The following is a 14,773-nucleotide window of genomic DNA, read 5'->3' as shown; positions in this document are numbered from 1 at the left end:
CATGCTGGGCGTACCATGAAGACGGGGCGGCGGATTGGAATCCGCCGCCCCGTTCGGGTTGACCGCTCTTTTCGTTTTCGCGACGCGACTTTTCCAGGCGACTTTGCGACGCCGCTCGACGCTTCGATGAAACTCTTTCGATGAAACGCTTCGGCGCGACTTTGCGACGCAACTTTGCGGCTGCAGCTCTTATCGGCGCAGCTTATCAATGCCCGACTCTATCCGACACCGCCGGCTGCGGACGCAAATAGCGGGCAAGCAGACCGTGCTTCGGCGAGCAGACAAAGCTGAACAGAAAGACAATGCCCGTTGCGAACGCCATCGATCCGGAAATCGATGTGTCCAGCCAGACGGCCATATAATATCCGGCTACCGCCGCCGCGACGCCGAAAATTCCGCTGAGTCCCATCATCAAAGACAGCCGGTCCGTCCACAGATAGGCGGCCGCCGCAGGCGTGATGAGCATGGCGACGACCATGATCGCGCCGACCGCGTCGAAGGAGGCCACCGTCGTAATCGAGACGAGCGACATGAACACATAGTGCATCAGCGTAACCGGTATGCCGATGCTGGCCGCCAGCGCCGGATCGAACGAGGTGATTTTCCACTCCTTGTAAAAGGCGACGATAACCGCGGCGACAACGATCAATACGATGACCAATATCAAGGTCGCTTCCGGTATTTCGCCGATCCCGGGCAGCGCGACCTTGTTCCAGGGCACGAACGTGATCTCGCCCATCAGGGCGTGCTTCACGTCGAGATGGGCGTTGCCGGCCTGCGTGGCGATCAGGATGACGCCGATCGCGAACAAGGTCGTGAAGACGACGCCGATCGAGGCATCCTGCTGAACGCCCCGCGATTGAAACCATTGAACCAGCACGGCAGTAAGCAGTCCCGCCGCCACCGCGCCGATCAGCATATGGATGCCGCTCAGCTCGCGCGTCACGAGAAACGCGGCGACGATGCCGAGCAGCACGGTATGGCTGATCGCGTCCGCCATCATCGCCATTCTGCGCAAAATGAGGAGCGTGCCGACAAATCCGCACGACAATCCGACCAGGGAAGCGGTCAGCAGTATCCAAGCGGTATAGCTCATCCCGCGCTCCCCTCCTTCACGCCAGGCTCGCCGCTCCAGGAACGGGCGACGCTCTGCTTCTGCGCGCGCAGCTGAATCGCTTTGACGAGCAGCCCTTTCTGAGCGCCGAACAGAAGCGAAATGACGAACAATGCGGAGGAGGCGACGACGATGAACGGTCCGGTAGGCCAGTTGGCGCCGAATGTGCTGATCAGGGTGCCGCCCATCCCCGACCCGCCGCCGAACAAGGCGGACAGCAGAACCATACGCCTGAACGAATTCGTCCAGTAGCGGGCGCTGACGGACGGTATGATGAGCAGCGCCGCCATCAGAATGACGCCGACGGCTTGAATGCCGATCACGATGACGAGCACCAGCACCCCCAAATAAACGCCGTCCATCAGCCGGCGCGACAGCCCCAGCCCTTTTGCAAAATCAGGATCGAACAGAAACAGCTTCCATTCCTTGAAGGCGGCAAAGACGATCAGAATGACGAGGGCCGCCAGCACCAACATCGTATATACGTCCTTGCGGACCATCGAGGCCGCCTGGCCGTAAATGAATCCGTCCAGACCGCTCTGGTTGCCGCCCGCCGTCCGGTTGACGATCGTAAGCAGCATGATGCCGAATCCGAAAAATACCGATAAAATGATGCCCATCGCCGTATCTTCCTTGATGCGGCTCGACGAGCGGATCCAGTGGATCAGCAGCGCTCCGGCCAACGCGCTGGCGGCCGCGCCGGCGATCATGACGGGCATCTCTTTGACGCCGACGATGGCGAAGGCGATCACGACACCCGGAAGCGCCGCATGCGACAGCGAGTCGCTCATCAGACTTTGCCGCTTCCAATACGCGAGACAGCCAATCATGCCGGACGCCATGCCGAGAATCAAGGTGCTGAGCAGCACCCACTGCGCATTGGGCGACAATAGTGCGTTCATGACGACAACTCCTTCAGCCAGCGCAGCGCTCCGCCGTACGCGGCGATGACGTTATCTTTCGTAAAGACATCCTCCGTCCGACCGTGCGCAATAACCGTCCGGTTCAGCAGCAGCACGTGATCGAAGTAATCCTCCACGGTCTGCAGATCGTGATGGACGACCATTACCGTCTTGCCGTTTTGCTTCAATTCCTTCAGCGTCTCCATGATCGCCCGCTCGGTGGCGGCATCGACGCCGGCAAGCGGCTCATCCATAAAGTACAGGTCCGCATCCTGAACGAGCGCCCGGGCCAGAAACACCCGCTGCTGTTGGCCGCCGGACAGCTGGCTGATTTGCCGTCCGGCATAATCGGCCATTCCCATCCGGGAGAGGGCTTCCATGGCCATCTCCCGGTGAATGCGCCGCGGCCGCCTCAACCAGCCGATGCGTCCGTACAAGCCCATCATGACGACATCGAGCGCGTCGGTCGGAAAATCCCAATCCACCGATCCGCGCTGCGGCACATAGCCGACCCGCGTTTTGGTCCGGGCCAATGTGGAGCCGAAGAAGGATACGCTGCCCGCAAGCTTCGGATGAAGCTCCAACATCACCTTGAGCAGCGTCGACTTGCCCGCTCCGTTCGGGCCGACGATGCCGGTCAGAGAACCCGGCTGCACATCGAACGACACGTCTCGCAGCACGTTGTTTTTCCGATAGGCCGCCGATACGCCCCGCACCTGTAAAACGGTCATATTATTCGCCTTCTCCCGTCAGTGCATGATAGATCGTTTCAACATTGTGCCGGTACATGCCGATATAAGTGCCTTCCGTCGTTCCCGCTTCACCCATGGCATCCGAGAACAGCTCGCCGCCCAGCTTGACGGTCAGCCCTTTGCTGGCCGCTCCCTCGATAACGGCGTTGATCGTGTTTTTATTGATGCTGCTCTCGACGAAGACGGCCGGTATCCGGTATTCGAGCAGCAGCTTGATCGTGCCGTCGATATCGGCGAGGCTGACCTCGTCTTCGGTGCTCAGCCCTTGCAGACCGATCACCTTCATGTTATAGGCCCGGCCGAAATAGCCGAATGCGTCATGGGCGGTCACCAGCACCCGTTTCTCGTCCGGAATCCGGGCCATCTTGTCCGCCGCTTCCGCCTTCAACTCGTCCAGCTGTTCGAAATATTTCACTTTGTTGGCTTCAAAATATTCGGCATTGCCGGGCGAATGCTTCTTCAGCTCTTCCGTTGCCGCTTCCAGAGCCCCTTTCCACAGATCGATATCGAACCAGATATGCGGGTCGACCGCTCCGCCCTCATCCTTGAGCAGCCGATCTTCCGGCGTTGCCTCGGCAATCGCCAGCACCGGCTTGTTCTTGCCGATCTGTTCGAAAATTTCCGTCATGTTGCCCTCGAGATGCAGGCCGCTGTAGAAGACGATATCGCTCTCCTCCAGCTTCCGGATATCCCCCTGCGTCGCGTTGTATAGATGCGGATCGACGCCGGGACCCATCAAGCTTTGCACATTCACCTTGTCTCCCCCGATAACGGAGAGCGGCTCCGCAATTTGTGCGATCGTCGTCACGATATTTACTTTGTCGTCCGCGCCTGCCGCTGCCGGCTCGCCTTCCGTTTCCCCCTTCTGACCGCCGCCGCAGGCTGCAAGCACCAGCGTTAGCGCCAGCATCAGCAACGCGGCACTGACCCATTGCTTTGTTCGTCTTCGTCGTTCTTTTCTCACTTTTGTCTCTCCTCCTATACCGGGACTTGTGTACCGTGCAACGCTTAGACATGCACGACAGCAAATATATTTCCCTTGTGCAATTTTTATTCCTGTATACAAGATAACGATTGTTTTGCTTTGTGTCAATACTTTTTACTAAGGGAAACTTTCGGGACAAAAAAAAGATTAGGCCTTTTCGGCTAACCCCGTTTCGTCGATCGATGCCGGACATCCTTCCTAACTTCGAAAGCTGCGAAAAGCGGACATTTGCGGCTTGAGTATAATATGACGAACGGCGAAATGGCCGACATGACCGGTACGACGCGGGAAGGCGTAACCGGCTGCTGAACGAATGGAAAAAGGACGGGATTATCGCGCAGAAGGACGGCCGGCTCGTGATCCGGGATGCCGGCTATTTGCAAAATGTGCCGATGCGAGCAATGTCCGCAAGAAATATGCCGCATGTGACGGCAAAGAAAAAGCGCCTGGCTCATTCGTCCAAGCGCTTCGTGCCATTGGCGCCATTGACCGCCGCGGCGCATCAGTGTTGCAGGCCGGCGCCGGCGGCCGGCGTTTTCGGTCCGCGGCGGAAGAAGCGGTTCGCCTCTTTATGGAGCAGCGGGAGCACGTACCGGTCCAATCCGAATCGTCCGGCGTTGGCGCCTGCCGTGAGGACCAGCATGCCGAGCAGCATCAGCCACGGATTCGTGCTTACCGTTCCGGCAAAGACGAACATGAAGTTCATCAGCAATCCGAAGAAAGCGGCCGCACCGTCAACGTTCCGAGAATGAGTCCGAGACCGACCAGCAGCTCGCCCCACGGGATCAGAATGTTGATCAGTTTCACATTCGGCAGTGCGAAATGCTCCAGAAATGCCAGGTATGTCGGATATACCGCTTCGCCCGTCGTCTTGTCGGCAACCGGATTGGCGATAGCTCCCTTCAGAAACCCGGTGGCGTCGAAAGGCTTGTCGCCGGTAATTTTGTGCCATCCCGCAGTCAGCCAATGGTAACCGAGAAGGAGGCGAACCCATACGACCAAGCCAGCTGCCCAAACATTTTCTCTCCACCATTTCATCATCTTTGATCACCTCGGTTATTTGTTGTCTTCAGTATATCGCATAGGTCCGGAGAAGTATGTGACAATAATCACAAACTTTTTTGGTAACCGAACGTCACGCTTCCGAGGCGGCGCAAAAGAAAAAACGCCTGACGGCGTTTATCCTTGGACGTGGGAAACTCGACTTTCCATCACGTTTCGAACTTTATGACCTTGTCCAGTACAATGCTGAAACGGCTCGCAACTGTCATCTTATCGCCGCTTGATTCTTCCGAACCCGACTCTCGTCTTCGGTTTGAACGACTTCCGCGGCTGAAGCCAGCTGCTCGACTTGCCGCCGGAGCTGCCGCGTGTAATTTTGCCTGTGGAGGAACTCGAGGAAGAGGGAGATTTCCCGAATATGCTTCCGCCGCTGCCAACCTGGCCGGTATCGGCCTTGTGCGAACGCTTGAAGATCGAACCTTTCCGTTCGACGGTCATCGGCGGAACCGCTTTTTTCTCGGTGTCCGTCGGCATGTGGTACGTTCCCGTCTTCGGCTTGTACGTATCGCGATCGTTGTACCCACGGTAGCTGCCGCCGCCGTATCGCCCGTTGTCGAACAAGTCGCTGAGCAGGCTGGCGAGCAAATATCCTTCCAGGAAGCTCATGCTGTAATTGTTGCGGACATATTCCTTGGAGGACACTTCCACAAGCGTATCTTCCGGATTCGCTTCGTCCCGCTGCAGATGCACGATCCTGTCCGAGTAGACGAGGAACATCCGGTCCTCTTGCTCGTCCGAGATCTGGTCCGGCTTGGACGCTTCCGCCAGCTCTTTGGCAACCTCGGGCACCGACTGTCCGGCGGCGCGGTATACATATGACGTTTCCGCTCCGCTTCCATTCACCGATTCGAGCGGGTACGTCTCCTTGATCGTTTGATCGATGCCGCATGCGGCCAGGAGAGGGACGATAAGACTGACGACAAGCAACAGTTTTAAAGCTTTGGACCACTTCTGCCGCAAGCTTCTCCCCCCTAACTGCCGCGCAGGGCGCGAACGTCGGCGGGCAGCACGCTTTCGCCTTCGTACAGCATAAAGCGCCCGTCCTGCCATTCGATTCGAAGCAGCTTGCGGTCGTCGGACTGGTATTGCCATACATGCTGCTCGCCCCCCTGGACGAACGGCGTCCGGCCGACCGCCGTAATAAAGCCGGAGTACTGTTCCTCCAGATGGTACACGCGATCGTCCAGCTCCAGTATGGTCGGCACCTCGTCAACCGCATCCAGCCGGCCGTCGATCGGATCGTATAGCGCATAAGCCGTCCTTTCACGCTCTTCTATCGTCAAGTACCGAATCGTCGATCCGTCCTGCAGCGTCAGCACAATCTGGTTCCTTTGCCGGTTTTGCGTTCGCCCGACAACCTCGTACGTGACAAGCGACACTTCGCATATGTCACCCGGTCCGATCGTCAGCATGCTCGGAGTTGGCTTGAGCGGCTCCGGCTTTCGCATCAAGTTTTTAATCCGTTTGAACAAGCTCATCGCCATCGTCTCCTTCCGCTCATGATGGGTTACAGACATGCTCCGATAATCAGCGCTCCGGTGATGTGGAACGAACCGCCCATCAGCGCATGCGCCATTTTGCCGTCTTTCGTCCCCTGATCCAGATGCAAGCCGAACACCGACCGGAGACCGATGCGCAGCAGCGTCTCCAGCACAAGCAGAATGGCAAACGACAGCGCGGATACGATCAGCGCCTCGCCCAAATGATAGGAAGTCGTAATGGACTGGGACAAAATGTATGCCTGAGCGAGCAGCTTCATGATGAAGCGCGTCGCGACGGCCACATTGCCTTTCTTGATTTCCTCCATATCCTTGTAACCGGTGAACAGCGAATCGATCGCCATCAGCGCGATCAGAAGCACCGCACCCGCGCCCGTCCAAACGAGCATCCCGACATATTCGCTCAATGACATCGGACATCCCCCATTATCGAACCGTCAGCCGCCCGGCATATACAGAAGAAAAAACGCCTTTCGGCACTCGATTGGCATATGCCGCACAATCGCTGCCTTCGGACGTTTCTTCGCAAGAGCGGCGTCGGCTCCTTATTGTTGTTGTTCGTATTTCTTCATCAAGGCAGCAAGCTCGTCTTCGACTTCTTTGTCCTTGCCCAGGGCGGCGAACTCTTCGTCCAGCGATTTGCCTTTGCCGTTCAGCAGCTCGTTGCTCGCTTCGGCCTGCGCTTCCATCTGCAGCATCTTCTCTTCCATCCGTTTCATGCCGGCCGCCGCCGAATCGGTGTTGAAGCCAGCCAGTGACTTGTTGATTTCGGCCTGCGCCTTGGCCGCATTGTAGCGGGCGACAAGCGTTTCCCGCTTGTTCTTCATCTCGGCCAGCTGCTTGCGCATCTCTTCCAGCTTGCTGCGCAAATTGTCGGCTGCCGCTTTGTTCTGGTCGTAGCTGGCCTTGTATTCGTTCATCTTCTGCTCGGCCGCTTTTTCTCTTCAAGCGCGCGGCGGGCGAGCTCGATGTTTTGCATTTGCGCTGCCGTGTGGGCCTGCTCGTCACGCTTCTTCACAAGCGCGGCTTGTTCTTCATACAGCTGCTTGAACTTCTTCTCAATCGCAATTTGCGCGGCGACCGCCTTTTCCGCATCTTCGAGATCTTCCTGCATGTCCCGAATGTACTGGTCGGTCAGCTTGATCGGGTCCTCCGCTTTCTCGATCAAAGCGTAGATGTTCGACAACGTCAGGTCGCGCAATCGTTTGAAAATGGACATAATGTTTCGGCCTCCTCCGGATCTTCAGGTCTGATATGGTTTATGCTCATTTCTACGCAAAGATCGGTCCGCGTTTCCATATTTTTTGTTTTTCTTGTAGTGATGACCGCGTTGTACGTGATACAATAGTGCGAGACGAAGAACGTCCTTATTGCCGTTTACGCGGGCAAGGGGACGTTTCTTTTTTTATCATGCGGGAGGGATTGTATGATGAATTTTGAAGAAGCGCATCAAGCGTTTATCGCCCATCATGCGAGCCGCAGAACCGGGGAACGCAAAGGAAGATTGCTGAGAGGCCACAACTATGCGGAAAAATTGCTGCTCCAAAATGTATGGTGGCCGCTGTTCGGGTCGTTCGATTACTTGCATCCGGAATATGAAATCTACGATTGGAACCGAAAGTCGCAATTTCTCGATTTCGCCTTTCTTCCGCCCTTCGGACGGTTCGGACTGGAATGCGACGGTTTCCAAAGCCATGTCAAAGACATGGACCGCGAAAAATTCAGCTATTCCTTAAACCGGGACACTTTTTGACCGGAATGGGATGGCGAATCATCCACTTCTCCTTCGACGATGTCCAGTATAGGCCAGAAGTTTGCCGCATGCTGCTGAAGCTGGTGATCAGCCCGTATCTGATGCGGAACGCGGAAGAGCGCCCTGGCCCGGTGCCGGCAGCCGAAAAAGAAGTTCTGCGATTGGCATGGGAAATGGGCAGACCGATCCGCCCCATCGATGTGACGGAACACTTCAGCGTAAATTATCGGACAGCCCGCAAATGGCTGAAAAGTCTGGCCCTGAAAGGCTTTCTCTATCCGATCGATCGAGGCGGGAAGATTCGCTATTATGAATTGAAAACCGGCAACCCCGAACTGCTGTTGTAAAAAGCCAATGCCCGATTTGATTGTACTTCATACAACCAAACCGGGCATTTCGGACTCTCTGCACCGTTTTTATTGCATATCATGCAATGATATCGCCTTGAAACGGCATTTAGAGGGGGATTTCTTCGATTTTATTGTACAGTTTACAATTAAAATGGGCATTAGAGGTTCGTTGCATCGTTTGATTGTAAATCATGCAATTATATCGTGTGATGCAACTATATCGCGCTCTCCGCCAGCTCCAGCTCGATGACCGTATCGATTTCGTCGGGCAGTTCCGCGCCTTTCAGCGTAATGAACGCCCCGCTCTCGATATCGGAGTATTGTTCGGCCATCCACGGCGTCTCCACCTTCAGCTCGCTGCCGTCCCGCAGCAGCCTCGCTTTCTTGATCTTTCCTTTCAACCCTTGGAAATAGATGGGGCCGATGCCGCGGTCGAAGACGTGTGCATACAGCTTGTTGCCCTTCTGCGTGTAGCGCCCCCACTCCGGCTTCGGCAGGGCAGAAGCGCCGCAGCCGTATATGCTCTCTCCGTTCCGACGCATCCATTCGCCAACTTCGCTCAATATGTTCAGCGACTCGCGGGGAATTTCACCTTTGGCGTCCGGGCCGACGTTGAGCAGCAGATTGCCGTTCTTGCTGACGCATTCGACGAGCGAGCGGATCACCTGTTTGGGCGACTTGTAATTCCGATCTTCGGAATGATAGCCCCAATGGTCGTTCAGCGTAATGCACGCTTCCCACGGCACTTGATTGCCGTTCGCGTCGACGATGCCGCCCGGCGGAATGATCTGCTCCGGCGAGAAGAAATCGCCCGCGTATTCCTCCGGCTCGGTCGCCAGAATGTTGCCGCCCAGACGGTTGTCGATAATAAGGTTCGGCTGGATCGAGCGGATCATCCGGACGAGCTCGGTCGCGCGCCATTTCTCGCCGGTCATATTGTCGTAAGAGAAATCGAACCACATGATGTCGATCGGACCGTAGTTGGTCAGCAGTTCTTTCACCTGGCCGTGCATATAGTCCAGATACCGGCCGAAATCGATCGGCTTGTCTTTCGCCGCTTCGTTGTCCCGGTCCGGATGCGCTCTGTCGCCATAACCCGGGTAATCGTCATGATGCCAGTCGATAAGCGAATAGAGTACAATCCGACCTTGATGCCTTCAGCCCGGAAAGCGTCAACATATTCGCGGACGAGATCACGGCCGGCCGGCGTATACGTCGCTTTAAAATCGGTCAGCTTGCTGTCGAACAGACAGAAGCCGTCATGGTGCTTCGTCGTCAGCACCGCGTACTTCTGGCCCGCCTGCTTGGCCGCCTTGGCCCAGGCTTTCGGATCGTACCGGGACGCGTCGAATTCCTCGAAATACCGCATATATTGCTGGCGGCTCATCCGCTCGTTGCCGCGCACCCATTCACCTCTGGCAGGTATCGAATAAAGCCCCCAGTGAATGAACATCCCGAAGCGGTCGTGCAAAACCAGCGCGTTCTTTCTTCCCTTGTCTTCATCCGGCATCTTCCCTCCATTTATAAAAATGTTTACGCCGATCCGGTTCCTGATAACGTTTCCGAAAACGAAATCTTCCCAGTCTCCCCCACTGCCGCAGCTGCATACCGGTCCGTCCCGGATTGCTAGCTGATACTGTGAACGCGGTCGGCAAGCGAACGAAGCGCCGCCGGGTCGATCGGCGCCAAATTCGATTGGCCGTAACGAACGGCCGAGCCGAAATGCACTTCCTTCACGCCCGTCTGCTTGATAAACGAGACAATGCTCTCAGGCTTCAAGCCGCTTCCGGCCAAAATGGTTACCGAACCGCCGCGCGCCTCTTCGACCAGCCGCCGCATCGCCGGCACCGCTTCTGTAGCCGGCTGCGGTCCTGCGGATGTTAATACCCGTGTAATTTGCGGATACCGGCTTAGTGTCCGCAGCCCTTCAAGCTGGTCCTCCAGCTCGTCAAACGCGCGATGGAACGTCACTTGCAGCCCGCCTGTCAGCGGCAGCAGCGTTTCGAGCGCCCGCTCGTCGATCTTGCCTTCCGGCGTCAAGGCGCCGAGCACGACGCCGGCAGCGCCGCTACTTGCAATCGCCCTGATCTCCGCCGCCATCGTCTCGATATCATGCTTGGCATAAACGAACGAGCGGCTGTGCGGCCGAACCATGACAAAGACCGGAATCCGCACGGACTTTGCAACCTGCTCGACCAATCCGATTCCCGGCGTCAAGCCGCCCTCCGTAATGGCCGTAATCAATTCGAGACGATCCGCTCCGTTCTCCTCCGCCGTCAAAGCATCGTCCATACATGTCGCGATGACTTCCAATACCATACCTTGTCCTCCCGCTCTCCCGAGAATTGAAGCCGCGCCGGTTACCGCTGCGCGCGCTTCACGGCATAATCGGCCAGCAGCCGGGCGCCGTAGCCGGTTGCGCCCGCTTCCGAATAGCCGACATCTTGCTTGTATTGTACCGTCCCGGCCATATCGATGTGGACCCATCTCATCGAATCGGCCACGAACCGGCGAAGGAAGAGAGCCGCCGTTATCGCCCCCGCCAGCGTCGAGCCGCTCACATTGCGCAAATCGGCATAATCGCTGCGCAGCTCCGCTTCGTACTCATCCATAAGCGGCATCGGCCAGAGGCGCTCGCCGTTGCGTTCGCCGATCTCGACAAGCTCGCGCGTCATCTCCTCGTCGCCCCATATCCCCGCGATGCCGAGGCCGAGCGCCACCCCGATATTGCCGGTCAGCGTGGCGATATCGATCGCTTCCGCGGCGCCGATATTCGCCGCGTGGATGAGCGCATCCGCGAGGATGAGCCGCCCTTCGCCATCGGTGTTCGCGACCTGAACGGTCAGGCCGTTCGGATAGCGAATGACCGAGGAGGGCAGCATCGCCCGGGAATCCGGCAAGTTGTCGACGACCGGTATAAGTGCGGTCACATTCACCTTGGCGCGTTCCCGCAGCAATATATCCATCGCGCCGACGACTGCGGCCGCTCCGCCCATGTCCATTCGCGCGTCGCTAATGTCGCGGCCGGTTTTCACATTCATGCCGCCCATATCGAACGTGACGCCCTTGCCGACCAGCGCCAGCATCGGCAGCCGCGGATCGCCTTCATAGCGGATTTCGACGAGTGCCGGCTCATGCCTGCCGCCCGCGCCTACGGCGATCAAGCCGTTCATCCGGCGCTCCGCCAGCTCCTGCCCGCGATAGACGCGCACCTTCACCGGCGCGTCGTCGCGGCTGAAATATTCGGCCATCCATTCGGCGAACCGCTCCGGGTTAAGCGCTTCAGGCGGCTCGTTCACCCGATCGCGGGCCAGCATGACGCCCGCCGTCCGGTTGCGCGCCGTTCGAACGACCGCTGCCAGCTCATCGCCGGACAGCTCCGGCCAATCCTCCGAACGCAGCAGCAGCTCGACATCGCCTTCCGTCTTCGTGGCTTGGCGGAAGGCGTCGAACCGATAGAGGCCAAGCATCCAGCCTTCCAGCCAGGCTTGCAGCCATTCGGCCGCCGCAATGCCGCCGGCGACGGTGACGGCAGCGCCCGAAAGGCCCGACGGCTCTCGCACGAGCAAAGCGCTGCCGCGGCCTTCGCGCAGCAGCGCACGGGCGCTCGCGCCGCCGGCGCGGCGAACCCGCTCGAGCGTCAGCTCGCCGCGCCTGCCCATGCCCGCCGCCAGCACGTCATCGTCTCCTTCCGTCCGGCCGTACAACCAGGTGACGGACTCGGCCTTCCTGCCGGCTTCCCCGAGCCGGAACGGGAACGGTTCGTCCGCATAAGCCGGATATACGAGCGCGGCTGGCGCAGCGGCGGCGTCAATCAGCACCTTCATCGCGCTTCGCCCCCGCGAACGATTTTTTCCATCCTTCGATTTCACCGATCGGCCCTTCTTTCATCCCCGTTCTCCTCCTTCCGCCATGACCGGCTGCGTTTCCGCATCCGCTGTGGCGTCCCTTCACGGAATTCGATACTCCAATTTCAGGCCTGCCATTCGAACACGGCGCGGCGCATGCCGACCTCCGTGCCGGCGTCATTGACAATCGTGTTGGGCGCGAGCGCGTACAGCCGTTCGATGGTCTCCCGGTTGCCGTAGCCGAGCCGTTCCAATATCGAAGCGATAATACAGGGCCATACATGCTCGGCGCCGTCGGATACTTTGAGCGCAACGCCGAGCCGCTCCTTACGCAATCCGATGGCGTATACGCCTTTCGCCCCGCCTTTGGCGACCAGATTGGCGTCGCGCAGCAGCGCAGAGCATACGAATTTCGTATCGGCGATCATGTCGGGATATTCGTTCATCAGCTTGGCGATCGCAGCCGCGGCGTCGCGGGTGTCGGCATCGCCGATCAAATCCGGGCAAGCGAGCTTCAAATACGACAGCGCAATTTTGCGAAGCGGAAGCGCGAAGATCGGCAATCCGCAGCCGTCGATGCCTCGCGGAATCTTCTCCTTCGGCACCTCGGCGAAATAGGCGACCGTCTCCAATATTTCCCGATGCACCGGGTGGTCCGGCTCATAATACGTCCGCATATCCCATCCCATATGCTTGCTGAGCGCGATCAACCCGGCATGCTTGCCCGAGCAGTTGTGGAAAATGCGCCGCTTCGGCTCATGCGCCCGGTAACGCTCCGCTCTGGCGTCCTCGTTCAGCGGATAGGAGGCGCCGCAGCGCAGAATGTCTTCGCTGATGCCGATTTTCCGATACATCGATTCGAGCGCTTCGATATGGAACGCCTCACCTCGATGGGATGCGGCAAACAGCGCCGCTTCCTGTCCGGTCAAACCGTACACGTCCGGAATGCGCCGCTTCATAGCGGGAATCGCCTGAAACGGCTTGGCGGCCGACCGGAGAAACGTTATATGCTCCGGATTGCCGGCTTTATGGACTGCGCTTCCTTTCTCATCGACGACGCAAATCGCGCCATAGTGCACATTTTCCAGCACGCCGCCGCGATACTCTTCTACCAATGCGGTAAATCCCATCTTCCCTTACCTCCCGATCAATGTAAATCGCCTTTTTCAATTTCCGGAACCTCCGGTTACGACAGCTCGAAAAAACGGTTTTGCGACAACAGCCCCGAGCCGATGACGACGCCGCGTTCGTTTAGCTCGGAACGGTGAAACGCAAACGATCCGCGCAGCGGCTCCCAAATAAAACGCGAATGACAAAGCGCTTCCACTTCTTCGTACACTTCCGGAATTTTGTCCACCAGCTCCCCGCTCAAGATGACGCTGTCGGGATTGTACATGCAAACGATATTGTTGACCGTAATCGCCATATACATAAGTGCCCGTTCGATCAACTGCACCGCCCATTGTTCGCCCGATCGCCTCGCCTCGAACAGTTCTTCGATCGTGCGGATCGGACGGATGCGGTTCGCTTCCGACAATAGCGAGCCGATATTAATGTAGGTTTGCAGACAGCCCGTTTTGCCGCACTCGCACATCATGCCGTTCGGGTCCACTGTCGTATGCCCGATCTCGCCGGCGCTGTTCGTCTCGCCCCGGTAAATTTCCCCTTCCAGAATAAGCGCCGAACCGACGCCATTGCCGAAGCCGAGCAACGCGGTGCGGCTCGAGCCGATCGCGACGCCTTTCAGATGCTCGGCAAGCGCCTTCACTTTCAATTCATTGTCGACGGCGACTTCGTATCCGGTCAGTTCCTTCAGCCTATCGGCAAGCGCGACATTTTTCCAGCCGAGCTGTACGGAGAACATGACGATCCCCTTCTCGTTGTTTACGATACCGGGGAGACCGACGCCAATGCCGACGATGCGGGTCCGGTCGATTTCCTGAAGCTTCGTAAGCCCGTCGATCGCCTCGCTGATCCGCGCGATCGTCTTGTCGGGGCTTTCATCCGGATCGCGCGGATATTTGCCGCCGCATAGCAGATTGCCCTGTAAATCGACGATGCCGACGTTCATATGGCCGCGATCCAGCTCCACGCCGATCGACAACACCGAAGCGCTCACGATATCGAGGAGCGTCGACTTCCTGCCAACGCCTTCCGATACTTGATCGGACTCGAACAGATAGCCCTGTTCGGTCAGCTCGGTCACAATTCGGCTAACCGTCGTCGGGCTCATGCCCGTTCGTTTGGCAATGGCGGCACGGGAGATCGGATGTTGGTTTTTAATCATCTCAAATACGGTAAGCCGATTTTGTCGCCTGATAAAATCTTGATCATGCTTTTTCACGAACCAATCACCCTATTTTTTCTCCACTGCATTAATTATAAAAGAAAACTAAAAAACCTCCTAACAAAAAACGCCCGTTTTCCCTTAAAATTATCGACCTTCCTCCCGACCTTTTCTCCAGTGATGTTATTTAATATAATTCATGGCTGAAACCGTAGTTCCGA

At 57.6% G+C, this 14,773-nt stretch carries 11 protein-coding genes and 4 pseudogenes; 1 reads left to right on the top strand and 14 read right to left on the bottom strand.

Translation table 11 applies throughout. From position 1 onward, the window contains the following. Positions 1 to 205: 205 nt before the first annotated feature. The 9 genes and pseudogenes from PACILC2_RS21250 to PACILC2_RS21210 form a co-directional block, all read right to left on the bottom strand. Positions 206 to 1,096: a metal ABC transporter permease gene (locus PACILC2_RS21250; RefSeq protein WP_213530697.1), complete on the bottom strand. Its 891-nt coding sequence runs from the start codon at positions 1,094 to 1,096 to the stop codon at positions 206 to 208. Then, positions 1,093 to 2,016, bottom strand: a complete 924-nt coding sequence (locus PACILC2_RS21245; RefSeq protein ID WP_213530696.1) for a metal ABC transporter permease — start codon at positions 2,014 to 2,016, stop codon at positions 1,093 to 1,095. Before PACILC2_RS21245 ends, PACILC2_RS21250 begins: the two co-directional genes overlap by 4 nt. Further along, positions 2,013 to 2,747: a metal ABC transporter ATP-binding protein gene (locus tag PACILC2_RS21240; RefSeq protein WP_062493143.1), complete on the bottom strand. Its 735-nt coding sequence runs from the start codon at positions 2,745 to 2,747 to the stop codon at positions 2,013 to 2,015. Before PACILC2_RS21240 ends, PACILC2_RS21245 begins: the two co-directional genes overlap by 4 nt. A gap of 1 nt (position 2,748) precedes the next feature. After that, positions 2,749 to 3,678, bottom strand: coding sequence for a metal ABC transporter solute-binding protein, Zn/Mn family (locus PACILC2_RS21235; RefSeq protein ID WP_062496886.1), 930 nt, complete (start codon positions 3,676 to 3,678; stop codon positions 2,749 to 2,751). 577 nt (positions 3,679 to 4,255) lie between these two features. After that, positions 4,256 to 4,794 (bottom strand): annotated as a pseudogene (locus tag PACILC2_RS21230) (DoxX family membrane protein). 231 nt (positions 4,795 to 5,025) lie between these two features. Continuing rightward, entirely contained in the window at positions 5,026 to 5,775 is a 750-nt protein-coding gene (locus PACILC2_RS21225; protein WP_244863702.1) for a DUF4247 domain-containing protein, read from the bottom strand. Positions 5,776 to 5,786: 11 nt separating this feature from the next. Then, positions 5,787 to 6,293 (bottom strand): DUF4178 domain-containing protein, encoded by a 507-nt coding sequence (locus tag PACILC2_RS21220; RefSeq protein ID WP_062493145.1) that lies wholly within the window; start codon positions 6,291 to 6,293, stop codon positions 5,787 to 5,789. A gap of 29 nt (positions 6,294 to 6,322) precedes the next feature. Next, complete coding sequence (locus PACILC2_RS21215; protein WP_062493146.1) at positions 6,323 to 6,727, bottom strand: DUF350 domain-containing protein; 405 nt, start codon at positions 6,725 to 6,727, stop codon at positions 6,323 to 6,325. A gap of 132 nt (positions 6,728 to 6,859) precedes the next feature. After that, positions 6,860 to 7,533, bottom strand: a pseudogene (locus tag PACILC2_RS21210) (PspA/IM30 family protein). A 210-nt stretch (positions 7,534 to 7,743) separates the two neighbouring features. Between PACILC2_RS21210 and PACILC2_RS21205 the strand changes: the two are divergent. Beyond that, positions 7,744 to 8,414, top strand: a pseudogene (locus PACILC2_RS21205) (PDDEXK family nuclease). Positions 8,415 to 8,632: 218 nt separating this feature from the next. Here PACILC2_RS21205 and PACILC2_RS21200 read toward each other — a convergent pair. The 5 genes and pseudogenes from PACILC2_RS21200 to PACILC2_RS21180 form a co-directional block, all read right to left on the bottom strand. Further along, positions 8,633 to 9,920 (bottom strand): annotated as a pseudogene (locus tag PACILC2_RS21200) (alpha-L-fucosidase). A 123-nt stretch (positions 9,921 to 10,043) separates the two neighbouring features. Next, a complete protein-coding gene (locus tag PACILC2_RS21195) occupies positions 10,044 to 10,736 on the bottom strand; it encodes a copper homeostasis protein CutC (protein WP_062493150.1) in 693 nt (230 codons plus the stop codon). A gap of 41 nt (positions 10,737 to 10,777) precedes the next feature. Next, positions 10,778 to 12,289 (bottom strand): leucyl aminopeptidase family protein, encoded by a 1,512-nt coding sequence (locus PACILC2_RS21190; RefSeq protein ID WP_235593156.1) that lies wholly within the window; start codon positions 12,287 to 12,289, stop codon positions 10,778 to 10,780. A gap of 101 nt (positions 12,290 to 12,390) precedes the next feature. Then, positions 12,391 to 13,395 (bottom strand): asparaginase, encoded by a 1,005-nt coding sequence (locus tag PACILC2_RS21185; RefSeq protein ID WP_213530692.1) that lies wholly within the window; start codon positions 13,393 to 13,395, stop codon positions 12,391 to 12,393. Positions 13,396 to 13,451: 56 nt separating this feature from the next. After that, positions 13,452 to 14,609, bottom strand: coding sequence for an ROK family transcriptional regulator (locus tag PACILC2_RS21180; RefSeq protein WP_213530690.1), 1,158 nt, complete (start codon positions 14,607 to 14,609; stop codon positions 13,452 to 13,454). Positions 14,610 to 14,773 lie beyond the last annotated feature (164 nt).

It is taken from the genome of Paenibacillus cisolokensis, assembly GCF_018403665.1.
Lineage (GTDB): Bacteria > Bacillota > Bacilli > Paenibacillales > Paenibacillaceae > Paenibacillus_AH > Paenibacillus_AH cisolokensis.
This window is presented reverse-complemented; position numbering and strand designations above follow the sequence as displayed.